25 protein-coding genes and 2 tRNA genes are annotated in these 26,382 nt (G+C 69.6%); 15 read left to right on the top strand and 12 right to left on the bottom strand.

Annotated features, from left to right (window positions below):
• Nucleotides 1-50: 50 nt before the first annotated feature.
• The 3 genes from glgB to glgX form a co-directional block, all read right to left on the bottom strand.
• Nucleotides 51-2,192: a 1,4-alpha-glucan branching protein GlgB gene (glgB, locus tag NS220_RS13620; protein ID WP_058624577.1), complete on the bottom strand. Its 2,142-nt coding sequence runs from the start codon at nt 2,190-2,192 to the stop codon at nt 51-53.
• Nucleotides 2,189-4,273, bottom strand: a complete 2,085-nt coding sequence (locus NS220_RS13615) for an alpha-1,4-glucan--maltose-1-phosphate maltosyltransferase (RefSeq protein WP_058624576.1) — start codon at nt 4,271-4,273, stop codon at nt 2,189-2,191. Before NS220_RS13615 ends, glgB begins: the two co-directional genes overlap by 4 nt.
• Before the next feature lie 68 nt (nt 4,274-4,341).
• Nucleotides 4,342-6,423: a glycogen debranching protein GlgX gene (gene glgX / locus NS220_RS13610; protein WP_058624575.1), complete on the bottom strand. Its 2,082-nt coding sequence runs from the start codon at nt 6,421-6,423 to the stop codon at nt 4,342-4,344.
• Between the two features lie 49 nt (nt 6,424-6,472).
• On the opposite strand from glgX, the gene NS220_RS13605 reads away from it, so the two are divergent.
• From NS220_RS13605 to NS220_RS13585, 6 genes are all read left to right on the top strand, one after another.
• On the top strand, nt 6,473-7,657 hold the full coding sequence (locus NS220_RS13605; protein ID WP_058624580.1) for a cysteine desulfurase family protein: 1,185 nt from the start codon (nt 6,473-6,475) through the stop codon (nt 7,655-7,657).
• Between the two features lie 9 nt (nt 7,658-7,666).
• A complete protein-coding gene (gene mnmA, locus NS220_RS13600) occupies nt 7,667-8,764 on the top strand; it encodes a tRNA 2-thiouridine(34) synthase MnmA (protein WP_081323178.1) in 1,098 nt (365 codons plus the stop codon).
• 80 nt (nt 8,765-8,844) lie between these two features.
• Nucleotides 8,845-9,303 (top strand): carboxymuconolactone decarboxylase family protein, encoded by a 459-nt coding sequence (locus tag NS220_RS13595; protein ID WP_058624574.1) that lies wholly within the window; start codon nt 8,845-8,847, stop codon nt 9,301-9,303.
• A 26-nt stretch (nt 9,304-9,329) separates the two neighbouring features.
• A complete protein-coding gene (locus NS220_RS20610) occupies nt 9,330-9,884 on the top strand; it encodes a sigma-70 family RNA polymerase sigma factor (RefSeq protein WP_242864624.1) in 555 nt (184 codons plus the stop codon).
• Between the two features lie 37 nt (nt 9,885-9,921).
• Nucleotides 9,922-10,194 carry a hypothetical protein gene (locus NS220_RS20605; RefSeq protein WP_242864622.1) on the top strand — a complete coding sequence of 91 codons (273 nt, stop codon included), beginning with the start codon at nt 9,922-9,924 and terminating at the stop codon, nt 10,192-10,194.
• A gap of 76 nt (nt 10,195-10,270) precedes the next feature.
• On the top strand, nt 10,271-12,733 hold the full coding sequence (locus NS220_RS13585) for an NAD-dependent DNA ligase LigA (protein WP_058624573.1): 2,463 nt from the start codon (nt 10,271-10,273) through the stop codon (nt 12,731-12,733).
• A 149-nt stretch (nt 12,734-12,882) separates the two neighbouring features.
• Here NS220_RS13585 and NS220_RS13580 read toward each other — a convergent pair whose 3' ends face one another.
• On the bottom strand, nt 12,883-14,565 hold the full coding sequence (locus NS220_RS13580) for a long-chain-fatty-acid--CoA ligase (RefSeq protein WP_058624572.1): 1,683 nt from the start codon (nt 14,563-14,565) through the stop codon (nt 12,883-12,885).
• A 163-nt stretch (nt 14,566-14,728) separates the two neighbouring features.
• Here NS220_RS13580 and gatC point away from each other — a divergent pair, with 163 nt between their 5' ends.
• The 6 genes from gatC (at nt 14,729) to NS220_RS13550 (ending at nt 20,481) form a co-directional block, all read left to right on the top strand.
• Entirely contained in the window at nt 14,729-15,028 is a 300-nt protein-coding gene (gene gatC, locus NS220_RS13575) for an Asp-tRNA(Asn)/Glu-tRNA(Gln) amidotransferase subunit GatC (protein WP_056230955.1), read from the top strand.
• On the top strand, nt 15,025-16,545 hold the full coding sequence (gene gatA / locus NS220_RS13570; RefSeq protein WP_058624571.1) for an Asp-tRNA(Asn)/Glu-tRNA(Gln) amidotransferase subunit GatA: 1,521 nt from the start codon (nt 15,025-15,027) through the stop codon (nt 16,543-16,545). Before gatC ends, gatA begins: the two co-directional genes overlap by 4 nt.
• Complete coding sequence (gene gatB, locus NS220_RS13565) at nt 16,545-18,059, top strand: Asp-tRNA(Asn)/Glu-tRNA(Gln) amidotransferase subunit GatB (RefSeq protein WP_058624570.1); 1,515 nt, start codon at nt 16,545-16,547, stop codon at nt 18,057-18,059. The genes gatA and gatB overlap by 1 nt, the downstream gene beginning before the upstream one ends.
• A gap of 213 nt (nt 18,060-18,272) precedes the next feature.
• Entirely contained in the window at nt 18,273-19,529 is a 1,257-nt protein-coding gene (locus NS220_RS13560) for a DNA polymerase IV (protein ID WP_058624569.1), read from the top strand.
• Nucleotides 19,530-19,592: 63 nt separating this feature from the next.
• Nucleotides 19,593-19,913, top strand: a complete 321-nt coding sequence (locus NS220_RS13555) for a hypothetical protein (RefSeq protein ID WP_013586384.1) — start codon at nt 19,593-19,595, stop codon at nt 19,911-19,913.
• Nucleotides 19,888-20,481: an aminobenzoate synthetase gene (locus NS220_RS13550; RefSeq protein WP_058624568.1), complete on the top strand. Its 594-nt coding sequence runs from the start codon at nt 19,888-19,890 to the stop codon at nt 20,479-20,481. The genes NS220_RS13555 and NS220_RS13550 overlap by 26 nt, the downstream gene beginning before the upstream one ends.
• Before the next feature lie 82 nt (nt 20,482-20,563).
• Here the strand turns inward: NS220_RS13550 and NS220_RS13545 are convergent, their stop codons facing one another.
• The 6 genes from NS220_RS13545 to NS220_RS13520 form a co-directional block, all read right to left on the bottom strand.
• Entirely contained in the window at nt 20,564-21,046 is a 483-nt protein-coding gene (locus NS220_RS13545) for a DUF2017 family protein (RefSeq protein WP_242864620.1), read from the bottom strand.
• The gene (gene clpS, locus NS220_RS13540) at nt 21,043-21,351 is read right to left on the bottom strand and encodes an ATP-dependent Clp protease adapter ClpS (RefSeq protein WP_058624567.1); all 309 of its coding nucleotides are present in this window, start codon (nt 21,349-21,351) and stop codon (nt 21,043-21,045) included. Before clpS ends, NS220_RS13545 begins: the two co-directional genes overlap by 4 nt.
• Nucleotides 21,342-21,719 (bottom strand): metallopeptidase family protein, encoded by a 378-nt coding sequence (locus NS220_RS13535; protein ID WP_058624566.1) that lies wholly within the window; start codon nt 21,717-21,719, stop codon nt 21,342-21,344. The genes clpS and NS220_RS13535 overlap by 10 nt, the downstream gene beginning before the upstream one ends.
• Nucleotides 21,720-21,826: 107 nt before the next feature.
• Nucleotides 21,827-21,902, bottom strand: a tRNA-His gene (locus NS220_RS13530).
• A 36-nt stretch (nt 21,903-21,938) separates the two neighbouring features.
• Nucleotides 21,939-22,565: an oligoribonuclease gene (gene orn, locus NS220_RS13525; RefSeq protein WP_058624565.1), complete on the bottom strand. Its 627-nt coding sequence runs from the start codon at nt 22,563-22,565 to the stop codon at nt 21,939-21,941.
• Nucleotides 22,566-22,604: 39 nt separating this feature from the next.
• A tRNA-Arg gene (locus NS220_RS13520) sits at nt 22,605-22,677 on the bottom strand.
• 113 nt (nt 22,678-22,790) lie between these two features.
• Here NS220_RS13520 and NS220_RS13515 point away from each other — a divergent pair.
• Entirely contained in the window at nt 22,791-23,000 is a 210-nt protein-coding gene (locus NS220_RS13515; protein WP_058624564.1) for a hypothetical protein, read from the top strand.
• 50 nt (nt 23,001-23,050) lie between these two features.
• On the opposite strand, the gene yczE is transcribed toward NS220_RS13515, so the two are convergent.
• Complete coding sequence (gene yczE, locus NS220_RS13510; RefSeq protein WP_058624563.1) at nt 23,051-23,650, bottom strand: membrane protein YczE; 600 nt, start codon at nt 23,648-23,650, stop codon at nt 23,051-23,053.
• A 61-nt stretch (nt 23,651-23,711) separates the two neighbouring features.
• Between yczE and yczR the strand changes: the two genes are divergently transcribed.
• The gene (gene yczR, locus NS220_RS13505; RefSeq protein ID WP_058624562.1) at nt 23,712-25,130 is read left to right on the top strand and encodes a MocR-like transcription factor YczR; all 1,419 of its coding nucleotides are present in this window, start codon (nt 23,712-23,714) and stop codon (nt 25,128-25,130) included.
• Between the two features lie 33 nt (nt 25,131-25,163).
• Here yczR and NS220_RS13500 read toward each other — a convergent pair whose 3' ends face one another.
• A complete protein-coding gene (locus NS220_RS13500) occupies nt 25,164-25,421 on the bottom strand; it encodes a hypothetical protein (protein WP_058624561.1) in 258 nt (85 codons plus the stop codon).
• Nucleotides 25,422-25,625: 204 nt separating this feature from the next.
• On the opposite strand from NS220_RS13500, the gene ssb reads away from it, so the two are divergent.
• Nucleotides 25,626-26,141 (top strand): single-stranded DNA-binding protein, encoded by a 516-nt coding sequence (gene ssb, locus NS220_RS13495; protein WP_058624560.1) that lies wholly within the window; start codon nt 25,626-25,628, stop codon nt 26,139-26,141.
• Nucleotides 26,142-26,382: the final 241 nt, after the last annotated feature.

Here is a 26,382-nt window from a genome sequence, read left to right as displayed (position 1 = left end):
CATGAGGAAGGCCCCGTCCGCGGACGGGGCCTTCCTCATGACGGAACCTGTCAGGCGCCGGCGGAGTGCTGGAGCCAGAGCACGCCGAGCGGCGGCAGCGTCAGCGTGGCACTGCCGCGTGCATCCGTGGTGACCGCGCCGAAGTTGCCCTGACCGGAACCGCCGAAGGCCTGGGCGTCACTGTTGAGCACTTCGGTCCACGTCCCCGCCTCGGGAAGGTCGATGGGGAAGTCCCCGAGGGGGACACCGGAGAAGTTGCACAGCACGGCCACGGTGTTGCCGTGATGGTCGCGGCGGGCGAACGACAGGACGTTCGGGTTCCATGCCGGGGCTCCCAGCCGCGAGAACGCGGCAGCGTCGTGATCGCGGGACCACAGCGGGGCGTGCTCCTTGTAGACGCGGTTGAGCTCCGCGACGAAGTCGTGCAGCTGCGCGTGCGACGGCTGGTCGAGCATCCACCAGTCCAGACCCCGGCCCTCGGACCACTCCGACATCTGCCCGAACTCCTGGCCCATGAACAGCAGCTGCTTGCCCGGGTGCCCCCACATGTACGCCAGGAACGCGCGCATGTTGGCGAGCTTCTGCCAGTGGTCGCCCGGCATCCGTCCGAACAGGCTCCCCTTGCCGTGCACGACCTCGTCGTGACTGATCGGCAGGATGAAGTTCTCGCTGAACGCGTAGACGAAGGAGAAGGACAGCTCTCCCTCGTGGTGCGAGCGGTACATCGGGTCGCGCGCGATGTACTGCAGCGAGTCGTTCATCCACCCCATGTTCCACTTGAAGCCGAAGCCGAGACCGGCGTGAGAGGTAGGGGCGGTGACGCCGGGGAAGCTCGTCGACTCCTCCGCGATCAGGGCGATGCCCGGGTAGCGCTTGTACGAGGTCGCGTTCACCTCCTGCAGGAAGCGGATCGCCTCGAGGTTCTCGCGTCCGCCGAACTGGTTGGGGGCCCACTCGCCGTCGTTGCGGGAGTAGTCGAGATAGAGCATGGATGCCACGGCATCCACGCGGAGCCCGTCGACGTGGAACTCCTCGAACCAGTACAGCGCGTTCGCGACGAGGAAGTTGCGCACCTCGTTGCGTCCGTAATCGAAGATCAGCGTGCCCCAGTCCTTGTGCTCGCCGCGACGGGGATCCGGGTGCTCGTAGAGGGCTTCGCCGTCGAAGCGGGCGAGCGCGAACTCGTCCTTGGGGAAGTGGCCGGGGACCCAGTCCATGATGACGCCGATACCGGCCTGGTGCAGCCGGTCGATGAGGTAACGCAGGTCGTCGGGGTTCCCGAATCGGCTGGTCGGGGCGTAGTAGCCCGAGACCTGGTACCCCCACGACCCCCCGAAGGGGTGCTCCGCCAGCGGGAGGAACTCCACGTGCGTGAAGCCCTGGGCCCCCACGTAGTCGATGATCTCGTCCGCGGCATCCCGGTACGACAGGCCCGGCTTCCACGAGCCGAGGTGCAGCTCGTAGATCGACATCGGCCGGTCGATCGGAGCGGAGCTCGAGCGCGCGGTGATCCACTCGTCGTCGGACCAGGTGTAGTCGGAGTCGGTCACCACGGATGCGGTGGCGGGCGGCACCTCGGCGAGGCGTGCCATCGGATCGGCCTTCTGCAACCACTCGCCGCTGCGGGCGAGGATCTCGAACTTGTAGCGGGCGCCGACGCCGACGCCCGGGACGAAGAGCTCCCAGATGCCGCTCGAGCCCATGGAGCGCATCGCGCTACCCTGCCCGTCCCAGCCGTTGAAATCGCCGATCACGCGGAGCGCACGCGCATCCGGGGCCCAGACGGTGAAAGCGGTACCGGACACGCCGTCGAACTCGCGCACGTGGGCGCCCAAGACCCGCCACAGTTCTTCGTGACGGCCCTCCGCGATGAGGTGGAGGTCCAGCTCGCCCACCGAGGGAGCGAAACGGTAGGCGTCATCGGCGGTGTGCCCGATCCCGTCGTCGTAGGTGGCGCGGACGCGGTAGGCGCCGGGCGCTCCCGGGACGGGAGCCTCCCAGATTCCCCCGCGCACGTGCGTGAAGTCGACGGTCGTTTCGTCCGGGAGTTCCGCGACCACCTCCTTCGCGAGAGGCCGACGGACGCGCACCACCCACCCCTCCGCCGTCTCGTGCGCGCCGAGGACGCTGTGGGGATCGTGGTGCGTGCCAGAGGCGACGGCATCCAGGAGCTCGGGGGGAAGGGTGCTCATCGGACCTCCTTGACGTGCAGGATGTGCACGGGTTCGTCGAACGCGTCCAGACGGACGAAGTTGTGGTCGGCCCAGGTCCATACCTGTCCGGTCACGAGGTCTTCGACCTCGTACGGCGTTCCCGGCTCGACACCCCAGACCGTGGTGTCGAGGTGCACGGTGCTCTGCCGTGTCGAGTGCGGATCCACGTTCGCGACGACGATGATCGTGTCGCTCTCGCCCGTGGGGGAGAGGGCGGCGTCGAGGTGCTTGGAGTAGACGAGGATCGCGTCGTCGTCACTCCAGTGCACGTCGAGGTTGCGCAGCTGCCGAAGCGCGGGGTGCTCGCGACGGGCCTTGTTGAGCAGGCGAAGGTACGGGGCGAGCGAGTCTCCCGCGGATTCCGCACCGGCCCAGTCGCGGAACTTGTACTCGTACTTCTCGTTGTCGATGTTCTCTTCGGAACCCGGGCGCGCCACGTTCTCGTACAGCTCGTACCCCGCGTAGACGCCGTAGGTCGGTGCGGCGGTGGCGGCGAGGGCCGCACGGATCTTGTACGCGGGGCGGCCACCGAACTGGAGGTACTCGGTGAGGATGTCGGGGGTGTTGACGAAGAGGTTCGGACGGAGGAAGTCCGCCGTTTCGTGCGCGAGCCCCGAGAAGAACTCCTCGAGCTCTTCCTTGGTGTTCCGCCACGTGAAGTAGGTGTAGCTCTGCTGGAAACCGGCCATGGCGAGGCCCTGGAGGGGCGCCGGGCGCGTGAAGGCCTCCGCGAGGAAGACGGCGTCGGGCTCCTCGGCGCTGACGGTGGCGATGAGCCACTCCCAGAACTGCAGGGGCTTGGTGTGCGGGTTGTCGACGCGGAAGATGCGCACGCCCTGGGCGATCCAGTGCCGGACGATGCGCAGCACCTCGGCGCGGATTCCCTCGGGGTCGTTGTCGAAGTTGACCGGGTAGATGTCCTGGTACTTCTTCGGGGGGTTCTCCGCGTACGCGATCGAGCCGTCGGGGAGCGTCGTGAACCACTCGGGGTGCTCCGTGACCCAGGGGTGGTCCGGCGAGGCCTGCAGTGCCAGGTCGAGTGCGACCTCGATGCCCTGCGCCCGCGCGGACGAGACGAAGGCGCGGAAGTCGTCGAGAGTGCCGAGATCGGGGTGCACGGTGTCATGGCCGCCGGCCGGGCCACCGATCGCCCACGGCGATCCGGGGTCGCCCGGAGCCGTGACGAGGGTGTTGTTGGGGCCCTTGCGGTTGCTCTCCCCGATGGGGTGGATCGGCGGGAGGTAGAGGACGTCGAAGCCCATGTCGGCGACGGCCGGGAGGCGATCGGTCGCGGTGCGGAACGTTCCGCTCACGACGGCGCCGTCGTCGGCGCGCGTCGCTCCCTCCGACCGGGGGAAGAACTCGTACCAGGCTCCGACGCCGGCGCGTTCGCGCTCGACGAGGAGCTCGGCTTCGCGGCCGACGGACACGAGGCTCATCACGGGACGCGCCGCGAAGATCGCGGCGATCTCGGGACGACGCACGATTTCGAGGGCCACGTCGTCGTGTGTGTCGGGGTCGCGCAGCGAGCGAGCCGCGTCGTAGAGCACGTCTTTGTCGCTCGCGGGGCGCTTCTTCTCGCCGCGCGCACGATCGAACAGCTGTGCGCCGATCTCGCGCATGAGAGCGGAGTCGACGCCCGCGGCGATCTTGAGGTCGGCGGCGTGCTTCCACGTGGCGAACTCGTCGGCGAACGCCTCGAAGCGGAAGCGCCACACGCCCTGTTCGAGAGGCGCGATGAGGGTGGACCACCGATCGAACCCGTCGTCCAGCGGGCTGAGCCGGTGCAGAGACTCGTCCCCGGAGGGGGAGAAGAGGCGCACGTGCACGCCGATCCGATCATGGCCCTCGCGGAAGGCGGTGACGGTGAACGGCACCGCCTCACCCACGTAGGCGGAGGGACGGAAGCGCCCGCCGGGAACGCTCGGGTGAGGCAGGGCGAGCGGGATGCGCGGGGTCGCCACGCCCTTCGCGGTCGGCGTCGGTTTGACCGGGCGCTCGGGGATCGAGGCGCCACTGCGCCAGGGACGTACGGTCGGGAGAGTCGTCGTGGTGGCCACGGTCCGAACCTATCGCGGCCCGCCGACCTCGCCGTATCGATTCTCCCGGCCTTGACATGGCGACCGGGTTACTCGACGCGGAACAACCTCATGGAAGTTCCCTCGAGATCGATCGCCTCGCCAGGGGCGTACTCATCGCCCGGGGCAGTGGGGGACTCCTCGGCGCTCGACCAGAGCGAGACGTACGTGTTCGCGCCGTCGACGACGGGCAGAGTCACCTCGACGGGTCGCTCGTCCCCGTGCACGACGAGGAGGATGCGGTTGAGGGCTTCCTCCTCGGGGGTCGAGGTCGCCAGGTACTGCAGCGTGCGATGAGACGGATCCGTCCAGCGCTCGCTCGACATCGTCTCGCCGTGCTCGTCGAACCATTCCATGACGGATGCCGAAGGAATGCTCTCTCCCGCTCGCGCGAAGCGCCGGGGCCGCAGCGCCGGGTTCTCGCGACGCACCTCCAGCAGACGCCGCGTGTGGGCGAAGAGATCGCGTTGCCACGGGGCGAGGTCCCACGACAGCCACGTGAGCGACGAGTCGTGGCAATACGCGTTGTTGTTGCCGCGCTGCGTGCGACCCATCTCGTCGCCCGCGGTGATCATGGGGACACCGGCGGAGAGGAGCAGGGTGCCCATGAGGTTGCGCATCGCCCTGCGGCGCGTGGCGAGCACGCGCTCGTCGTCGGTGCGTCCCTCGGCGCCGTGGTTGAACGACCGGTTGGTGTCGGCGCCGTCGCGATTCTGCTCGCCGTTGCCCAGGTTGTGCTTGACATCGTACGAGACGAGGTCCCGCAGCGTGAAGCCGTCGTGCGCGGTCACGAAGTTGATGCTCGCGAGCGGGCCGCGCTCCTCGGAGAAGGTGTTCGACGATCCGGCGAGACGCGTGGCGAAGCCGCCGATGCCGACCGGCGCGGTGTCGGCCCGGCGCGCATAGTCGATGTCGCTCAGCCAGAAGTTGCGCACCCGGTCGCGGTAGCGGTCGTTCCACTCGTGCCAGCCCGCGCCGAAGGCGCCGGTCTGCCAGCCACCCATGCCCACGTCCCACGGCTCGGCGATGAGCTTCGTCCCCGCCAGCTGTTCGTCGTCGCGGATCGCGCGCAGCAGCGGATGATCGGGCGTGAACGAGTGGTTCTCGTCGCGCCCGAGGGTCACCGCGAGGTCGAAGCGGAATCCGTCGATCTGCACCTCGTTCGCCCAGTAGCGCAACGAGTCGAGGACGAGGCGCGCAGCGGCATCCGTCGACGTGTTCACCGCGTTCCCGCAGCCGGTCTCGTCGATGTACACGCCGTCGGCGGTCTGTCGGTAGTACGAGCGGTTGTCGATACCCCGCAGGCTCGTTCGCGGTCCGCCGATGCTCTCTTCGGCGGTGTGGTTGTAGACCACGTCGAGGATGACCTCCAGGCCCGCCTCGTGGAGGAGCTTCACCATGCCCTTGAATTCGCGCAGGACGGCCTCGGGGCCCTCGGCTCGACTCGCCGAGGTCGCGTAGTCGGCGTGCGGGGTGAAGAAGTTCAGGGAGTTGTAGCCCCAGTAGTTCGAAAGGCCGAGCTGCAGCAGTCGGGGCTCGGTCGCGAAGGCGTGCACCGGCAGCAGTTCGAGGCTGGTGATCCCGAGCGAGTGGAAGTGCTCGATCATCGCCGGGTGCGCCAAGCCGGCGTACGTCCCGTGCAGATGAGGCGGGACGAGCGGATGCCGCTTCGTCAGTCCCTTGACATGGCCCTCGTATATGACGGTGCGATCCATCGGGACGCGCGGCTTGACAGAGGACCCCCAGTCGAACGCGCCGTCCACCACGACGGAGCGCCAGTCGCCGTAGTTGCCGGACACGAGTCCGCGCGAGTACGGCTCGACGAGGAGGGACTGCGGGTTGAAGGTGTTCCCCGTTCCGTGCGGGCCGCCCACGCGGATCGCGTAGCGCGCGCCCGGACGCAGAAGCGGGCTCGTGGCTTCGAAGACCCCCTCACCCACACGGGTCATCGGAAGCGTCTCCGTCGCCCAGTCGAGGTCGACGTCGTCGAAGACGAGCAACTGCATCGCATCGGCGTGACCCGACCACACGCGCAGAGTCCCTCCGTCGGGGCCGAGCGTCACCCCGAGGTCGTCGAGGGTGCGGTCGAGCAGACCGGGGTGCGGGGGGAGGGCAGTCTCGGGTCGGACCATGAGACCTAGGCTAGTGAAGACGACGGCCGTCGTCGGAAGGGGAAGCGTGATGCAGGTCTACCTCGATCACGCAGCGACCGCCCCGTTGCGCGCAGAAGCTCGCGAAGCGTGGCTCGCCGCACACGACGTGCTGGGCAACCCCTCGTCGATCCACGGCGCCGGCCAGGCCGCCCGACGTCTGCTGGAGGACGCGCGAGACGAACTCGCCCGGGTGCTGCGCTGTCAGCCCATCGAGATCGTCTTCACCTCCGGCGGGACGGAGGCCGCGAACCTCGCCCTCAAAGGACTGTGGTGGGCGCGTCCTGGGGGAACGGACACGGTGGTCCTTCCCGACGGCGAGCACCACGCGACCGTCGACGTCGTCGACTGGCTCGCCGCGGGCTCCGGCGCGGAGATCCGGCCCGTTCCGCTCGACGGCTTCGGGCGGATCGATCGTGACGCCTTCGCCGCCGCTCTCCCCGGCGCGGCGGTGGCGACGGCGCTCGTGGCCAACAACGAAGTCGGAACGCTGCAAGATGCCGCGGGGCTCGCGTCGGCGGCATCCGGCGCCCGTGTTCCCCTTCACCTCGATGCCGTCTCCGCGCTCGGGAGCGTGCCGATCGACTTCGCGGGGTGGCGCGGTCCCGGCTCCGGGAGCGGGGGGCTGGTGGCGATGTCGGTGTCGGCGCACAAGGTCGGAGGACCCGTCGGCGTGGGGGCGGCGGTGGTCTCGCGTCACGCGACGCTGACGCCGCTGGTCCACGGCGGAGGACAGCAGCGAGGGCTTCGGGCCGGAACGCAGGATGTCGCCGGCGCGGCCGCCTTCGCCGCCGCGGCCACGGTGGCCGAGGCCGAGCGCGAGAGCGAGGGGCGTCGGGTGGCGGAGCTGCGCGAGCGGCTCGTGGACGGCATCCGGCGATCCATTCCGGAGGCCCGCCTTCTCGGCGACCCGACGAATCGCCTTCCCGGCAACGCCCACGTGTTGTTCCCGGATGCCGCCGGCGAGACGCTGCTTTTCCTGCTCGACATGGCCGGGATCGCGGTGTCCACGGGATCGGCCTGTCAGGCCGGGGTGGCGGAGCCGTCCCATGTGGTCCTCGCGCTCGGGCTCGGCGACCGGGCGGCGCGATCCGTCCTGCGTTTCACCCTCGGACGCACTTCTTCCTCGGCGGACGTGGATGCCGTGCTCGCCGTGCTTCCGGACGCGTACGCCCGGGCGGTGGCATCCGGAGCCCGTTCAGGTCACGCTTCGTAGACTGGACCCATGCGAGTTCTGGCGGCGATGAGCGGTGGCGTCGATTCCGCCGTGGCAGCGGCGCGCGCCGTCGATGCGGGACACGACGTGGTGGGCGTCCACCTGGCCCTCTCCCGGGCAGGCGGGACCCTTCGCGCCGGGAGCCGCGGGTGCTGCACGATCGAGGACGCCATGGATGCCCGCCGTGCGGCGGACAAGCTCGGGATGCCGTTCTACGTGTGGGACTTCTCGGAGCGATTCCGCGACGACGTCATCGACGACTTCGTGTCCGAGTACCGTGCCGGGCGGACCCCGAACCCCTGCATGCGCTGCAACGAGAAGATCAAGTTCGCGGCGTTGCTCGAACGCGCCATCGAGCTCGGTTTCGACGCGGTGTGCACGGGGCACTACGCCACCCTCGTCGACACCCCGGAAGGCCGCGAGCTGCACCGGGCGTCGGACAACGCGAAGGATCAGTCCTACGTGCTGGGGGTGTTGACGGCCGATCAGCTCGCGCACACCTACTTCCCCCTGGGTTCGACCCCGTCGAAGGCCTTGGTGCGTGCCGAGGCGGAGGAGCGCGGACTGACGGTCGCGCAGAAGCCCGACAGCCATGACATCTGCTTCATCCCGGACGGCGACACCCGGGGATGGCTCGCCGACAAGGTCGGCGCCGAGAAGGGCGAGATCCTCGACCGCTCCGGCGCCGTGATCGGTACCCACGAGGGCGCGCACGCGTTCACGGTCGGTCAGCGGCGCGGACTGCAGCTCGGCGTGCCGGCGGCCGACGGTAAGCCGCGGTTCGTGCTCGAGGTACGGCCGGTCAACAACACCGTCGTGGTCGGGCCGAAAGAAGCGCTGGCCTGCGCGGAGATCGCGGGGGAGCGTTTCACGTGGGCGGGGCGTGCGCCGTCGGCGACGTCGTTCTCGTGCGACGTGCAGATTCGCGCGCACGCCGAGCCCGTGCCGGCGGTCGCCGTGCTCGAGGACGGGGTCGTGACCGTGCGCCCCGAGACGCCCTTCGACGGCGTCGCCCCGGGACAGACCGCGGTGCTCTACGACGGCACGCGCGTCATCGGGCAGTTCACGATCGACCGGACGGTGTCGGCGGTGCCGGTCGAGGTCTGATCCCGTCACAGATCGTGCTCGTGTCTCGACTACTCGGTGAGAGGCGATGTCCGCCTCGCGAACGACCCGAGGAGAACGACATGAGCAGACTCGATCTGTCCCGCACCAACCGCACCGGATACGCCGCCGTCCTGGCCCTCGAGGCGTACTCGCGGACCCACGTCGATCGCACCCTGTACGAACTCGTCAAGCTGCGTGCGTCGATCCTCAACGGTTGCGGGTTCTGCGTCGACATGCACGCGACGGATGCCGCCCGCCACGGTGTCCCGCAGCGCACCCTGCACGCGGTCGCCGCGTGGGAGCATGCCGGGGATCTGCTCGACGACCGGCAGCGCGCGGCTCTGGCTCTCACGGATGCGGTGACGCGGGTGGGACCCGCGTCGGTGACAGACGCGGTGTGGGAGCGCGCGGCGTCGTTCTTCTCCGAGAAGGAGCTGGGCTCGCTCGTGCTGGCGATCGCGACGATCAACGTCTGGAATCGCATCGCTCTCGCCACGGGGATGGTCCCGCCGGTCGACGACGCGCACCCCGTGGCGTGAGGGTGCCGAGCGATAGCGTGGGAAGGGTGACGACACCTGCCGGTCTGGCGTGGAGCCGAGAGCGCTCCCGGTTGATCGGCATCGGATACCGCATGCTCGGCGATCTCGGCGAAGCCGAGGACGTGGTGTCCGACGTCGCCCTCGCGGCGCTCCGACGGGAGGGGTCCGGCGCAGCGGTGCGCTCCTGGGAGGCGTGGCTGACCACGGTGTGCGTGCGCCGCTGCATCGACCGACTGAGAAAGCTGCACGCGTCTCGGGAGGCCTACCCCGGACCGTGGCTTCCCGAGCCGGTGGCCACGGAGCGTCTGCCCGACGAGGTGGCCGCCGGGCGCGAGCTGCTCTCGATCGCGATGCTGCACCTGGCCGAGCAGCTCGATCCGCACACCCGAGCGGCCATCGTGCTGCATCGTGCCCTGGGCCTCACGGCGAGCGAGATCGGCAGCGTCCTCGAGCGGTCGCCGGCCGCGGTCAGACAGCTCATCTCGCGAGGCGAGCGACGTCTGCAACCGCGCGAGCAGCTGCCGATGCGAGCCGCCGCGCGCGGCGGTCGAGCGCCTCGTCCGTGCGATCGAAGCCGGTGACATCCCGGGAGTCACGGAACTGCTGACCGATGACGCCGTGTTGTGGGCCGACGGCGGCGGTGTCGTCAAGAGTGCGCTGAACCCCATCTTCGGCGCAGAGCGCATCGCGCGATTCTTCGCCGGGGTCCTGCAGAAGGCGGCGACCCACGGCGAGCCGGTGTCGGCCCGAGCGGTCGAGGTGAACGGGGAGGTCGCCCTCTCGCTGTCGACGTACGGTCTGTCCGATGTGATCGCGTTCGAGTGGCGCGACGGCCGGGTGTGCGGCATCCGTCGTGTCTCCAATCCGGCCAAGCTCACCCGCGCGTGGTGAGGATCTGAGCGGCCGGGTCCGGCTCGCCCCCGACAACCCCCGGCTCGATGTCGGTGGCCGTTCCTAAGATGGGCGGGTGGCTGAGCACGATCCCTCCTCCCTTTCCCTCGACGACGCGCGCGCCGAGATCTCGACCCTGACCGACCGCATCACCGAGGCGCGTGACGCCTACTACGGGCGCGACGCCGAGCTCGTCGACGACGCCACCTACGACGGCTGGATGCGACGGCTCGAGGCGATCGAGCAGGCGTACCCGCAGCTGCAGGGACAGGACAGCCCGACCCTGTCGGTGGGAGCCGCGCGCTCGAGCGATCTGGCGACGATCGAACACGCCGAACGCATGCTCAGCCTCGACAACGTGTTCTCGACCGAGGAACTGCGCGAGTGGGCCGTCAAGACCGAGGCGTCGGCGGGGCGGGCGGTGCGCTGGCTCACCGAGCTGAAGATCGACGGACTCGCGATCAGCCTGCGGTACGAGAACGGCGTGCTGACCTCAGCCGCGACGCGCGGCGACGGACGCGTAGGCGAGATCGTCACCGAGAACGCGCTCCGTGTCGCGGGGATCCCCGCCCGCCTCGCAGGATCAGGGCACCCGCCTCTCGTCGAGGTGCGCGGCGAGGTCTTCATCCCCATCGCGTCCTTCGAGGATCTCAACGCTTTGCAGGCGCAGTTCCGTGATCGCGCGGTCGACGAAGCGCGCTCCCGCGCGGCCGGCCGCCTGTCCGGCGGACGCATCTTCGACGAGGACAAGGCCGAACAGGCGGCGGCGCGGCGGTTCCCCGCGTTCGCCAATCCCCGCAACGCGGCCAGCGGAGGACTCCGACAGCAGCTCGAGAAGAAGTCGGGCCTCGAGCTCGAGGCCGCTCTCGCGCGCATCGCGGCCCTCCGGCTCTACGTGCACGGAATCGGTGCCTGGGCGGAGCCCCCCGTGGCCTCGCAGAGCGAGATCTACGAGCTGCTGGCGGCGTGGGGGCTTCCGACGTCACCCCACACGGCGGTCGAGGATTCGGTCGACGGCGTCGTCAGCTATGTGCAACGTCACGGTGCGCAGCGTCACGATCCGTCCAGCCCGGTCGAACACGAGATCGACGGGGTGGTCGTCAAGATCGACGAGCTCGCCCTGCACGATGAGCTCGGTGCCACCAGCCGCGCGCCGCGATGGGCGATCGCGTTCAAGTACCCGCCCGAGCAGGTCAACACCAAGCTGCTCGACATCGTCGTGTCCGTCGGCCGTACCGGCCGGGCCACGCCGTACGCCGTCATGGCGCCGGCCCACGTGGCCGGCAGCGTGGTGCGACAGGCGACGCTGCACAATCAGGACGTCGTCAAGGTGAAGGGCGTCCTGATCGGCGACACCGTCGTGCTCCGCAAGGCCGGAGACGTCATTCCTGAGGTGCTGGGGCCGGTCGTCGAGCTGCGCGACGGGTCCGAGCGCGCGTTCGTGATGCCTGCCGATTGCCCCGAGTGCGGGACGCCGCTGCGTCCTGCGCGCGAGGGCGACAAAGACCTCCGCTGTCCCAACGCGCGCTCGTGCCCCGCGCAGGTGCGCGGCCGGATCGAACATGTCGGTTCGCGCAATGCTCTCGACATCGAGGGGCTGGGCGAGGTGTCGGCGCTCGCTCTGTCGCAACTCGCACGGGACGACGGTCGACCGCGGCCGACACGCGTGGCGCTGCGACCCGGTCCGACGGAGAAGCCCCGGCTGCGCTGGTCGCTGCACCCGCGACGCCGGCCAGCGAGCGTCGAAGCCCGCCTGTTCGATCTGACCGCCCGGGACCTGTTCCCGATCGAGATCCTCATGCGGGACGCCGAGACAGGCCTCGTCCGGCTCGGCGCCGACGGCACGCCCGATGTGCGCGCCCCCTTCCGCCGGCGTCGGACGAAGAACGACCCGCCGCACACGACCGGAGGCGTGTTCGACGGCGACGCGGAGTTCGTGCCGTCGCGATCGGCGGAAGAACTGCTCGAGGGCCTTCAGCAGGCCAAGAGCAAAGACCTCTGGCGCGTGCTCGTGGCGTTGAACATCCGTCACGTCGGTCCGCCGACGGCGCGCGCTCTCGCGCAGTGGTTCGGCTCGATCCGACACATGCAGCACGCGACGCGCGAGGAGCTCGCGGCCGTCGAGGGTGTGGGCGCGATCATGGCCGATGCGATCATCGAGTGGTTCTCCGTCGACTGGCATCGAGAGATCGTCGATCGGTGGGAAGCGGCGGGCGTCCAGCTCGAGATCCCCGGTCACCCCGGTCCCGGGGGTGCCGTTGCCGAGGGCGGCGTCCTCGAGGGCCTCACCGTCGTGGCGACGGGCTCTCTCGAGGGCTACACGCGCGAAGGCGCGCAGGAGGCGATCATCCGCGCGGGCGGCAAGGCGGCATCCAGCGTGTCGAAGAAGACGGATTTCGTCGCGGCGGGTCCGGGTGCCGGCTCCAAGCTCGCCAAGGCCGAGCAGCTCGGCATCCGGATTCTGGATGCCGCGGGCTTCCACGTGCTCGTCACCCAGGGTCCCGCCGCGTTGCCCCCGGCCCCGACGGGGGATGCGTGAGGACAGCGATCCCCGTCCGCTGACCGGGCCGCTCGCACCCGAGGGCGTCTCGTCCGGGGCTGCGGGCACTGGGGCGTCTCGTCCGGGCGCGAGCGGAGCGCGCGGCAGGCTCCTAGCTCATCGGGCCCGAGCGATCCGGCGTCGCGAGGTCAGTCCTGGGCGAGAAGCGCGTCACGGACCTGGCGTCGCAGAACTTTGCCGATGAGCGATTTCGGGAGCTCCTCGACGACCACGATCCGGCGCGGCACCTTGTACGGCGTCAGGATGCCGCGAGCGAACGCCCGTACCACCTCGATGTCGAACTCGCCGGGGGTGGCCGGCACCACCGCGGCGACGACTTCTTCGCCCGAGTGCTCGCTGGGCAGGCCCACCACGGCGACGTCCGCCACCGAGGGATGCTGGCGAAGGACGTTCTCGACTTCGGTGGGTGCGACGTTGAAGCCACCGGTGATGATCAGTTCTTTGATGCGGTCGACGATCCGGACGAACCCGTCGTCGTCGATCGTGACGATGTCGCCGGTGCGGAACCAGCCGTCGACGAAGACCTCGTCGGTCGCCTCGGGCTTGCCGTAGTACCCCGAGAACACCTGCGGGCCGCGGACGAGGAGTTCACCCCGTTCGACATCGACGCGCGGATCGTCCGGGTCGACGACGCGGCATTCCGTGCCGGGCAGCGGCAGACCGACGGTGCCTGCGACGCGGTTGTCGGCGACGGGATTGGCCATGAGGACGGGGGAGCACTCGCTCAGTCCGTACCCCTCGACCAGGTAGCCGCCCGTCGCTCTCTCGAACGGGACGACGAGATCGTGCGGGAGGGCCATCGCCCCCGAGATCGCGACATCGGTGCCCCGGAGCGAGACGCCCTTCGCCTCCGCCGCGGAGAGCAGTCTCTCGGCGATCGGGGGGACGAGCGGAAGGAACGTGGCGGGGTGCTTCTTCGTCACGGCGAGCACCAGCTCGGGGTCGAACTTGGGGAACAGCACCAGTCGTGCCCCCATCGACATGGCGAAGGTGAGACAGAGCGTGAGCCCGTAGGCGTGGAACATCGGGAGCACGGCGTAGACCACGCATCCCTCGCCGCGCACGATCTGTGGAACCCAGGCCCGGGCCTGAGCGGCGTTCGCGAGCAGGTTCGCGTGGGTCAGCATCGCCCCTTTCGGGGTGCCGGTCGTGCCGCTGGTGTACTGGATGATCGCGAGATCGTCAGCCGCCGGGCGCGGATGCGTCTCCGGCAGGGGAGCGTGGCGCACGAGGTCTGCCCACGGGGTGGCATCCCGGGTCTTCTCGGTGAGAGCGGCACGGGCGTCGCGGGCCTTCGCGATCGGCAGACGCAGCGCCAGGCGCGTGCGGAGGGGCATGGCCTCGGTCACGTCCACGGACACGAGAGTCGACACGCGCAGATCGGCGGGGAAGTCCTGCACCGTTCGGACGACCTTGCTCCACACGATCGCGTGCTTCGCGCCGTGGTCTTCGAACTGCTTGCGGAGCTCGCGAGCGGTGTACAGCGGGTTGTGCTCGACGACCACCGCGCCCAGACGAAGAACGGCGTAGAACGCGACGATGTGCTGGGGGCAATTGGGCAGGACGATGGCCACGGGGTCGCCCGCTCGCACGCCCTGTGCGGCCAGAGCAGCCGCGGCCCGGGCGATGTCGGCAGACAATTCGGCGTAGGTGGTCTCGCGGCCGAAGAATTGCAGGGCGGGGGCGTCCGGGTAGTCGCGGGCCGAGGCGTCGACGATGTCGACGAGCGAGCCGGTCTGGGGCTCGAGGTCCTCGGGAACGCCGGCGGCGTAGCTGTGGGTCCAGGGACGGGGCGGATCGAAGCTGGTCACCGGGCCAGCCTAGGGCGAGCGGCCGCAGGCGGGGAGTTGTTCACAGGGCGTTCGCTGAGCCTCGAACCTGTGCACGGAGGCATCCTTTCCTCCCCAGGTCGCGATCCGCGCGCGTGTTCGTCGCCGGGCACGAGGCGAAGACGACGCGAACTAGGATCGGAGGGTGTCTGAAATCACTCCTGATCTCGTGCGCCATCTCGGTGTGCTCGCCCGGATCCAGTTGAGCGACGAGGAGGTCCAGAGCCTCACCGGCCAATTGGATGCCATCGTCGACAACATCGCGAAGGTGTCCGAGGTGGCGACCCCCGAGGTCGTCGCGACGAGCCACCCGATCCCGCTCGAGAACGTCTTCCGCCCCGACGTCGTGCAGCAGCAGCTCACGCGCGAGCAGGTGCTCCAGAACGCTCCCGACCAGGCCGACGGCCGTTTCCGTGTGACCGCGATCCTGGGAGAAGAGCAGTGACCGACCTCACTCGTCTGACCGCGGCCGACCTGGCCGCCAAGCTCGCTTCGTCCGAGGTGTCGAGCGTCGAGGCCACGCAGGCGCACCTCGACCGCATCGCCGCCGTCGACGGCGACGTGCACGCGTTCCTGCACGTGAGCGATCATGCCCTCGAGGTGGCCGCCGACATCGACCGCCGTCGCGCGGCGGGCGAGCAGCTCCACGAGCTCGCGGGCGTCCCGCTCGCCGTCAAGGACGTGCTCGTGACCACCGACATGCCCTCCACGAGCGGATCGAAGATCCTCGAGGGGTACATGTCGCCGTACGACGCGACTGTCGTCGCGCGCTCGCGCGCCGCCGGTCTCGTGCCCCTCGGCAAGACCAACATGGACGAGTTCGCGATGGGCTCCTCCACCGAGTTCTCGGCCTACGGTCCTACCCGCAACCCCTGGGACCTCGACCGCATCCCCGGCGGCTCCGGCGGTGGGTCGGCTGCGGCCGTCGCCGCCTTCGAGGCCCCCCTGGCCCTCGGCTCCGACACCGGCGGCTCGATCCGCCAGCCGGCGCACGTCACGGGCACCGTGGGTGTGAAGCCGACCTACGGCGGCGTGAGCCGCTACGGCGCGATCGCCCTGGCATCCAGCCTTGATCAGGTGGGGCCCGTCACGCGCACCGTGCTCGATGCGGGGCTGCTGCACGACGTCATCGGCGGGCACGACGCGAACGATTCGACCTCGCTCTCCGACGCGTGGCCGTCGTTCGCCGCGGCCGCCCGCGAGGGCGCGACCGGAGAGGTCCTCAAGGGCCTCAAGGTCGGCGTCATCCGCGAACTCGACGACCGCGGTTTCCAGAAGGGCGTCTCGGACTCGTTCCGCGCCTCGCTGGCCGCCATGGAGGCGCAGGGCGCCGAGATCGTCGAGATCAGCGCTCCGCACTTCGAGTACGGCGTCGCCGCGTACTACCTGATCCTCCCCGCCGAGGCGTCGAGCAACCTCGCGAAGTTCGACTCGGTGCGCTTCGGCCTCCGCGTGACGCCCCAGGGCACCCCGACGGTCGAGAACGTGATGGCCACCACGCGCGACGCCGGCTTCGGCCCCGAGGTCAAGCGCCGCATCATCCTCGGCACCTACGCGCTGTCGGCGGGCTACTACGACGCCTACTACGGCAGCGCCCAGAAGGTGCGCACGCTCATCCAGCAGGACTTCGACGCCGCCTTCGCCCAGGTCGACGTGATCGCGACGCCGTCGGCGCCGACCACGGCCTTCCGCCTGGGCGAGAAGCTCGATGATCCGCTCCAGATGTACCTCAACGACGTGACCACGATCCCGGCGAACCTCGCCGGCGTCCCCGGCATCTCGGTGCCGAGCGGCCTGGCGGAGGAGGACGGCCTGCCCGTCGGCATCCAGTTCCTCGCCCCCACCCGCGAGGACGCGCGTCTGTACCGCGTCGGTGCGGCGCTCGAAGCGCTGCTCCTCGACCAGTGGGGCGGACCGCTGCTCGACAAAGCCCCTTCCCTCACGAACGGAGCGTCCCTCTGATGGCCAAAGACGCACTGATGGACTTCGACGAGGCGCTCGAGATGTTCGAGCCCGTCCTCGGCTTCGAGGTGCACGTCGAGCTCAACACCGCGACCAAGATGTTCTCGGCCGCCCCCAACCCGGCCAACGAGGCGAACCACGGCGCCGAGCCCAACACTCTCGTCGCCCCGGTCGACATGGGCCTCCCCGGCGCCCTGCCGGTGGTGAACGCCGAGGCGATCCGCTCGTCGATCAGCCTGGGCCTCGCCCTCGGGTGCTCGATCGCGCCGTCGAGCCGGTTCGCGCGGAAGAACTACTTCTACCCCGACCTCGGCAAGAACTACCAGATCTCACAGTACGACGAGCCGATCGCCTTCGAGGGCTCGGTCGAGGTCGAACTCGAAGACGGCACGATCGTCACCGTGCCGATCGAGCGCGCGCACATGGAGGAGGATGCTGGAAAGCTCACCCACATGGGAGGGGCGACCGGTCGCATCCAGGGCGCCGAGTATTCGCTCGTCGACTACAACCGCGCGGGCGTGCCGCTCGTCGAGATCGTCACGAAGCCGATCTTCGGCGCGGAGCACTCGGCCCCCGCGCTGGCGAAGGCGTACGTCGCGACGATCCGCGACATCGTGCGCGGCCTCGGCATCTCGGAGGCGAAGCTCGAGCGCGGGAACCTCCGCTGCGACGCCAACGTCTCGCTGCGCCCCCGCGGCCAGGAGAAGCTCGGCACCCGCACCGAGACGAAGAACGTCAACTCGATGCGTTCGGTCGAGCGGGCGGTGCGGTACGAGATCCAGCGCCAGGCCGCGATCCTCGCCAAGGGCGGGACGATCACGCAGGAGACGCGCCACTGGCACGAGGACACCGGGCGCACCTCTCCCGGTCGCCCCAAGTCGGATGCCGACGACTACCGCTACTTCCCCGAGCCCGACCTGCTGCCGGTCGTCCCCGCGCCCGCGCTGATCGAGGAACTGCGCTCCGCCCTGCCCGAGCCGCCCGCCGCGCGTCGGCGCCGGCTCAAGGCCGAGTGGGGCTTCACCGACCTCGAGTTCCAGGACGTCGCCAACGGCGGTCTGCTCGACGCGGTCGCCGACACGATCGCCGCCGGCGCCGCTCCCGCGGCCGCCCGCAAGTGGTGGACCGGCGAGATCACGCGCGTCGCCAACGCGCAGGAGCGCGACGCCGCCGACCTGGTGTCGCCCGAGAACGTGGCCGCCCTGCAGAAGCTGGTGGATGCCGGGACCCTGACCGACAAGCTCGCCCGTCAGGTGCTCGAGGGCGTCATCGCCGGCGAGGGCACCCCGCAGGAGGTCGTCGACGCCCGCGGGCTCGCCGTCGTCTCCGACGATGGGGCCCTCATCGCCGCGATCGACGACGCCCTGGCCGCCCAGCCCGACGTGCTCGCGAAGATCCGCGACGGCAAGGTGCAGGCTGCCGGTGCGGTCATCGGCGCGGTCATGAAGGCCATGAAGGGCCAGGCCGACGCCGCGCGCGTGCGCGAGCTCGTGCTGGAGCGCGCCGCCCAGTAAGACACCGGATGCCACGACCCCGCCGGCTCCGAGAGCGCGGGGTCGTGGCATCCGTCGTATCCGAGCAGTTCTTCCCGCCGTCAGCCGAAGCACGACGGACCTCGCGCGGGGGTTTCGCGGGGCTTCGGCGGAAATCGTGCGCCTCACGGAGGCTCTGCGCCCGGCGGCACTGCGTTCGGCCGCGATGTCGGAGGTCCGGGGGACAATGGAGACATGGGACGAGGGGACGGCACCGGACGCATCGTCTCGCGCCCCAACGCGGACGACACGGGCACGGGCATCCTGCACGTCGACATGGATGCGTTCTTCGCCTCGGTCGCCGTGCTCGATGATCCGTCGCTCGCGGGCAAGCCGCTCATCATCGGCGGATCCGAAGGCCGCGGAGTGGTGTCGAGTGCGTCGTACGAGGCTCGGCGCTACGGAGTGAAGTCCGCGATGCCGGTCGCGATCGCTCTGCGACTGTGTCCGACCGCGATCGTCGTGAATCCGCCGTACCACCGCTACACCGAGATGTCGCGGCAGGTCATGGCCCTGTTCCACGACGTCACGCCGCTCGTGGAGCCCCTGTCGATCGACGAGGCGTTCCTCGACGTCCGCGGCGCACGGCGCCTGTGGGGGAGCCCCGGGCGTATCGCGCGGGACCTCCGCGCTCGTGTGAAGGCCGAGACCGGGCTGACGTGCAGCATCGGTGTCGCCGCGACCAAGCACGTGGCGAAGATGGCCTCGACGATCTCCAAGCCCGATGGCCTCCTCGTGGTCGCCGCGGCCGACACCGAGTCTTTCCTGCGGCCCCGCTCGGTGCGAGCCTTGTGGGGTGTCGGGCCGAAGGCCGCCGAGACGCTGGAAGCCCGCGGCATCCGTCTCGTCTCCGACATCCTCGAGGCGCCCCGCTCCGTGCTCGAACAGGCGCTGGGGCCCGCGATGGCGGAGCGCGTATGGCACCTGTCGCGGGGGATCGATGCGCGAGAAGTGCACACCGGACGCGCAGAGAAGAGCATCGGACACGAAGAGACCTTCCACGCCGACATCACGGACACGGCCACTCTTCACGTCGAACTGCGTCGTCTCGCCGATCGCGTCGGAGCGCGACTCCGGGCACAGCAGTACGAGACCGCGACCGTCGCGATCAAGGTGCGTTTCAGTGACTTCACCACCTTGAGCCGGTCTCGCACTCTTGCCGAACCGACCTCCGTCGGCCAGCGCATCGGGGACGCGGCGATCGAGTTGTTCGATGCGATCGATCGGCGCCAGGCGGTGCGTTTGGTGGGCGTCCGCGGTGAGAAGCTGGCTCCGGCGGCGATGGCCGCGACCCTGTGGGACGACGACGCCGAGTGGCGGCGGGTCGAGGGCGCGCTCGACAGCGCGGTCGCGCGGTTCGGTCGCGGTGCCGTGACCAGAGGATCGCTGCTGGGACCCGCGCGGGGTGGCGGCGCTCTTCCCACGAACCCCCGCCCGTCGTACGACCACTGACACGCTGCTCGCGCGGGCGCAACACCCTTGGGCCCGACGAAAGCTGCCCGGTACGGTGGGGACATGCCCAACATCGCATTGGAACTCGGCAAGCAGTCCACCTCCTTCGGCGTCACCGCCGCGTACGGCGAGCAGCAGGACGTCGACGGCGTGCGCATCGTCCCCGTCGCCCTGACGTGGGCCGGTTTCGGCGGGGGGTCCGACGAGCAGGGCAACGGCGGAGGCGGCGGCGGGGGGTACACGCTTCCCCTCGGTGCCTACATCCGCCGGGGCGACGATCTGCGGTTCGACCCGAACATCGTCTCCCTGCTCGCGGTGGCCGTCCCGTTCGTGTGGGTCGCGGGTCGCGCGCTCAGCCGTGTCATCCGCGCCCTCAAGAAGTAACGCGGACGAGATCGACGACGCTCTCGCGGCGGCCACGACCGCTGTCGTCGAGCGCGTTCGGGCGATCGGTGCGGCGAACCCGGTGGTCATCGTGGACGGGCGCAGCGGCGCGGGGAAGAGTTCGCTCGCGCGCCGGATCGTCGCCGCATGGCCGCTCCGCGGCCGCGTTCAGCTCGTCGCCCTGGACGACCTGTACCCCGGATGGGACGGACTCGCCGAGGGTGCCGAGTACGCGCGCGACACGATCCTCACGCCGCACGCCAAGGGGCTCGTCGGCGTCTGGCGTCGCTGGGATTGGGAAGCCGGCGAGCGTGATGAGGCACAGGCCATCGACCCGTCCCTCGCCCTGATCGTCGAGGGTGCCGGGGTGTTGACGCCCTCGACGGCACGACTCGCCGACCTCGCTGTGTGGGTCGATGCGCCGTCCTTCTCCCGGAAGCATCGTGCCCTCGATCGCGACGGCGAGACCTATCGCCCCCACTGGCAGCGGTGGGCGGCTCAGGAGGACGCACACATCGAGCGGAACGACCCGGTATCGCTGGCGAACCTGTTCGTGCGGGTGCCGTAAGCCGTGAGCCGGGCACGGGGACGGCGACGAGCTCGAGCATCCGTGAGGGAGGCGGGCTCCTGTCTTTCAGCGTCGGTCTCTTTCAGCGTCGGTCGAGAGCGGTGACGAGCCCGTCGAGCCGGTAACCGATCCAGTCGTAGATCCCGAAGCGCGGATCATCGGGTGGATGATCGTCATCGTCTTGAATGCCGAGACGGGTAGCCATGACAAGCCGGACGGCGGAGAGCGTTCGCATCCAGGACAGGGCCTCGTCTTGTCCGAGTGCGATGGTGAGCGTGGCATCCGGGTCCCCGTCGGATGCCGGACCGCTGCCGTCCATCCCCAGTGTGCGCAGCACGACCTCCGCGTCCGAGGCGCGCCGCCCGAGCAGATCGTCACCGGTCAGGCGCCGGAACTCTCGCGTCGCCGCGTCATCGTCCGGGTAGGCGTCCGGGAGCAGGCGCGAGACCGCGGGGTCATCGTCCCGGCGGGTGTCGGTCACGACATCACGGAACTGGCCGACGATGCCGGCCAGATGCAGAGCTTCGAGACCGCTGATCTCGAGGACGACGATCTTGTCGGTCACGCGGGTTCCTTTCGGACGGTCGCCCAGAGGCCGTAGTCGTGCATCGCGTGGGTGTGCGCTTCCATGACCTCGCGGGGTCCTCGAGCAACCACGGCGTGGCCGTCGTGGTGCACGGCGAGCATGAGGCGCTCCGCCGTGGCCGCGTCGAAGCCGAAGTATGTCCGGAAGACGTGGCTGACGTAGCTCATCAGGTTCACGGGGTCGTTCCACACCACCGTCTGCCACGCGGAGGGCGGGACCGCGGTCAGCTCGGTGTCGTCGAGGGTGTCGAGATCCGGGGCGGCGGTGGAGGGCATCATGCCCATCCCAACTCGTGCAGACGCGCGTCATCGATCCCGTAGAAGTGCGCGATCTCATGCACGAGCGTCGTGTGGATCTCGTCACGGAGCTCGTCCTCGTCGGCACACGCGGCCAGGTGCGGCTCCCGGTAGAGGATGATGCGGTCGGGGAGTTCGCCGACGCCGTACCGGTCCCGTTCTGTGAGCGCCCATCCGTCGTACAGTCCCAGGAGATCGAGCGAGCCGTCCTCGGGGCGATCCTCGACGACGAAGATGACATTGTCGAGGCCGTCGACCATGTCGTCGGGCAGGCGATCGAGCTCGTCGATCACGAGAGCCTCGAACTTCTCGGCATCCAGGCCGAGGGCGACGCCGGTATTCGCGTCATCGCTCATGTCGTCTCCCGGGAAGTCGGCCGCTCCATCGATTCTACGGGCGATAGACCCCACACCTTCCGAAAGCCGAAGGCCCGTCGAGAGATCTCGACGGGCCTTCGGGGGAGTGGGGTGGCTAACGGGACTTGAACCCGCGACCCCCGCGACCACAACGCGGTGCTCTACCAACTGAGCTATAGCCACCATGCGTCCACCTCAGCGGACAACTGAACAATTATGTCATAGGTCGTGCGCGAACGACGACACGGCCGACGCGGCGACGGCTTTCGCCTCGTCGCTCGTCGGACCCGGCTGCGCAACGAAGACCGCCTCGCGGTAGTACGCGAGCTCACGGATGGATTCGAGGATGTCGGCGAGGGCACGATGCCCCCCGTTCTTCGCCGGAGCATGGATGTAGGCGCGCGGATACCAGCGACGCGACAGCTCTTTGATGCTGGACACGTCGACGTTCCGGTAGTGCAGCCACCGGTCGAGCCGGGGCATGTACTTCGCCAGGAACATGCGGTCGGTACCGATCGTGTTGCCCGCGAGCGGGGCTTTGCCCTCGATCGGGGCAAAGCGCTGGATGTACTCGAGCGCTTGGAACTCGGCATCCGCGAGGCTCACACCGTGGGGGATCTCGTCGAGCAGCCCGGACGAGCGATGCATCTCGGTCACGAACTCGCCCATGTTCTCCATCGCCGAAGCGTCGGGCTTGATCACGATGTGGAACCCGGGGTCGAGCACGTTGAGCTCGAAGTCGGTGACAACGACGGCGATCTCGACCAGCTCGTCGACCGCGAGGTCGAGGCCCGTCATCTCGCAGTCGATCCAGACGAGCCGGTCATTCGTGGAGGCGCCTACCATCCCTCCAGTCTAGTGAGGGGGTCCGACACCGAAGCCGTGTCCCCCAGACACGATTCGAACGTGTGACCGGCGGATTAGAAGGCCGCTGCTCTATCCACTGAGCTACTGGGGGTCATCGACCAGGATATCGCCGCACCCCTGCGCCGTCACACCGGCGCGCGCGACCCCCTGGTTCCCTCGCCCGGACGGAGGTAGCCTGCCGCCACCGAGAGCAAAGGAGCACTCATGTCTGAAACGGTGACGCGACGCATCTGGGTCGCCTACGGTCCTGCCGGCGTGGTCGGCAAGATCCAGAAGGATGCCGAGGGCTACGGCGTCCACATGGCAGGTAAGGATGAGCCGCTCGGGGTGTACCCGACGATGGAGATCGCCAAGAACGCTCTCCACTCGCACCTGAAGCCCGGGAGTGATCGGCCCGAGTTCCGGGAGCATTGATCCCTCCGCGTCGCGCCGCCTCTCGTCGGGCGGCGCGACGCCGACACGGGTCAGACTCGCGCCGGCACGGGCGCGCTCTCGCGGGCGGCCAGCAGGGGCAACGCGAGGTGCACCAGCGGGCCGATGCCCAGCGCGAACACCACGGTCCCGATCCCGACGGTTCCGCCCAGGATCCACCCGAGTGCCAGGACGCTTCCTTCCACGCCCAGGCGGCAAGCCCAGATCGGCCAGCCGAACCGCGCGTGCAGGCCGGTCATGAGCCCGTCGCGGGGGCCGGGACCGAAGCGGGCGCCGATGTAGAGACCGGATGCCGCCGCCACGACCACGACGCCGGCGACGAGCATGAGGGCCTGCAACCACCACGCGTCAGGATGCGGCAGGAAGCCGAGCGCGACCTGCATGCTCGTACCGACCAGGAGGATGTTGGCGACGGTGCCGACCCCGGGCTTCTGCCGGAGCGGGATCCAGAGGAGGAGCACGCCGAGCCCGACGATGTTGGTGATCCAACCGACACCGATGCCGGTGACACGCGCCAGCCCCTGGGCGAAGACCGTCCAGGGGTCGACCCCGAGGCCAGCGGCCACGGTGAGCGCACAACCGAAGCCGTAGGCGATGAGGCCGACCAGGAGGCGAAGGATGCGTTCGGACATGCAGAGATCCAATCACTCGATTGGCATTTCTCGCTGATGCCAATTCGTCTACGGTGGCCTCATGGACTCTCGGATCTCGGCACGGGCATTGGCGGAGGCGCTGGGCGGTTGGCGAGGGAAGGGCCCGGCCTACGAGGCTTTGGCTGACGCCGTACGACTGCTCTGCCTCGACAATCGCATCGCTGCGCGCACGGCATTGCCCGCCGAGCGTGAGCTCGCCACCGCGCTGGGGTTGAGTCGGACCACGGTGGCTGCCGCCTACCGGAGCCTGCGCGACACCGGCCACATCGAAAGCCTGCGGGGCAGCGGCAGCATCACGCGTCCCCTACCCCGGAACGACCCGGGCGGTCTGAGCGCCGACACCGATGCGATCGACCTGCAGCAAGCGAGCCCCGCCGCGTGGCCGGGTCTCCCCGCGGTCATGGCGGAAGTCCTTCAGGATGCCACCGCGCTCGTCGCGCGATCCGGATACGACGTGATCGGATCGCCCGAGCTCCGGCAGGCGATCGCCGATCGGTACCGCCAGCGCGGCATCCCGACCTCGGCCGATCAGATCCTGGTCACGACGGGTGCCCAGAGCGCCATCCACCTCGTGGCGTCCGTGCTGTTGAATCGGGCCGATCGTGTTCTCATCGAGACGCCGACGTACCCGCACGCCGCCGACGCCTTCCGCTACGTCGGTGCACGGCTCGTCGGTGTGCCCGTCTCGGCGGAAAGCGGCTGGGATCTCGACCGAGCGGCCCAGACCTTCGCGCGGACGCTTCCGTCGCTCGCGTATCTGATGCCCGACTTCCAGAACCCGACCGGGCGCACGATGTCGCCGACGGAGGTGTCCGCGTTCGTCACCGGGGCAGAGGCCACCGGAACGTTCCTCGTGCTGGACGAAACGACCGCCGATTTGAACATCGACCGCCGGGGGAGCGGCACGCGGTTCCCCGAATCGGACCTCGTGATCCGCATCGGTTCACTCGGCAAGACCGTGTGGGGCGGCCTTCGAGTCGGATGGGTCCGGGCGGAAGCAGACATCGTCCGTCGCCTCGCGGGCGGACGGCCGGTCCACGATCTGGGGACGCCCGAGGTGGAACAGGCCGTCGCGACCTTGCTTCTCCCTCGTCTCGATGAGATCAGCGCGCAACGCGGCGACCTCCTCCGCGCCGGTCGAGACGCGCTCGTGCACGCCCTGCGGTCGACGTTCGACGAGTGGGACATTCCGAATCCGGACGGCGGCGTGTCTCTGTGGCTCGGCATCGGAGAGCCGGTCAGCACACCGCTCGTCATGAACGCGCGTTCGCGCGGCCTGTTCCTCTCTGCCGGTTCGCGTTTCGCAACCGAGGGAGGCCACGATCGGCAGCTCCGGATGCCGTTCACTGCGGCGCCGACGACACTCGAGCGTGCCGTCGAGGTGTTGGCGGCCTCGTGGATCGATGTGCGAAGTGGCGGGCAGACGACGCGCTTCGACGAACTCTCGGCCGTGGTGTGACGGAACCGATCCGGCGCTGATGCCCGCGGTCGGTCAGCGCGCATATCTCAGGCATTCGAGGGCCTCGGCGGCCGACCAGAACTCACCGAGCCGTCGAAACGCCCCCGACGCCGCGTGGAAGCGCTCGGCCGCGTAGCGCCACCCGCTCTCGGACGACGTGGCGCGGACGTGGCCGACCACGATGCCCCGGGGGTCGGCGATGCGCCACAGGCCCGCGGCGACGTGGGTCGCCGCTCCCCACCCGGCCGGACGCGGTGCCGGGGCGAGGTCGTTCCACAGTGCGGTGCTCATGCGCCGAATGTACGACGGACCTCCGACATTGGCGTCGGCACGTCGAACCTCCCTTCCTCCCCACCGATAGACCTCCCGGATTCGTCCACTGATCCCGCCTTCTCGCTCTCGCACGATCGCCCCTGCCGGGCAATGTGGGCCTCGCTCCGGTATCCGTCGGGCACACGGATGCCGGAGCGCACACTCCGAGGAAAGGACCCCATCATGAGCGACCACATCACCCTCGTCGGCAACATCGTCGGCGACCCCGAGGAACGCGCCACGCGCGGGGGCGATTCGATCGCCGCTTTCCGCCTTGCCGTCAGCGAGCGCCGCTTCGATCGCGAGCGCGGCCAGTGGGTAGACGGACACACCAGCTACTACGCGGTGTCGGTCTTCGGCGACTTGGGCAAGAACGCGCTCGCCTCCGTTCACAAAGGCGAGCGCGTCGTCGTCACGGGGAGGTTGCGTCTGCGCGAGTGGGAGAACGAGACCAAACGCGGCGTCAGCGCCGACGTCACCGCCGACGCGATCGGCCACGATCTCCGCTGGGGCGTGACACGGTTCGAGCGCACACCACGCGACGCGCCGCGCGCAGAGACGGCGGACGGTACGGCCGGGGTCACGGAGGAGTGGGCACCCCCGGCCGAGACCGAGGATGCAGCGTCGTCCGCAGAGGCGACGGACGCCGAGGTGAAGGGCCGAGCGATCGCCGAGACGGTCGACGTCACACCGTTCTGATGCCGGCTTCGCGACGACGCGGGCGGCAGACGGGCGAAGCGCCTGCGGGCTCGGTACGTAGAATCGAGCGCGTGTCCCGTCCCTCCGGTCGTCTGCTCGCTCCCGTGGCGCTCGTCGCGCTCCTCGCCTTGAGCGGATGCACGGGTGGCTCCCCGGCGCCCGTTCCGGCTCCGGCCACCACCGCGCCGCCGGCCGCCACCGCGCCCCCGTCCTCGTCGGCCACCAGCGCGCCTGCCCCCAC

It is taken from the genome of Microbacterium testaceum (genome assembly GCF_001476655.1).
Classification (GTDB): domain Bacteria; phylum Actinomycetota; class Actinomycetes; order Actinomycetales; family Microbacteriaceae; genus Microbacterium; species Microbacterium testaceum_C.
This window is presented reverse-complemented; position numbering and strand designations above follow the sequence as displayed.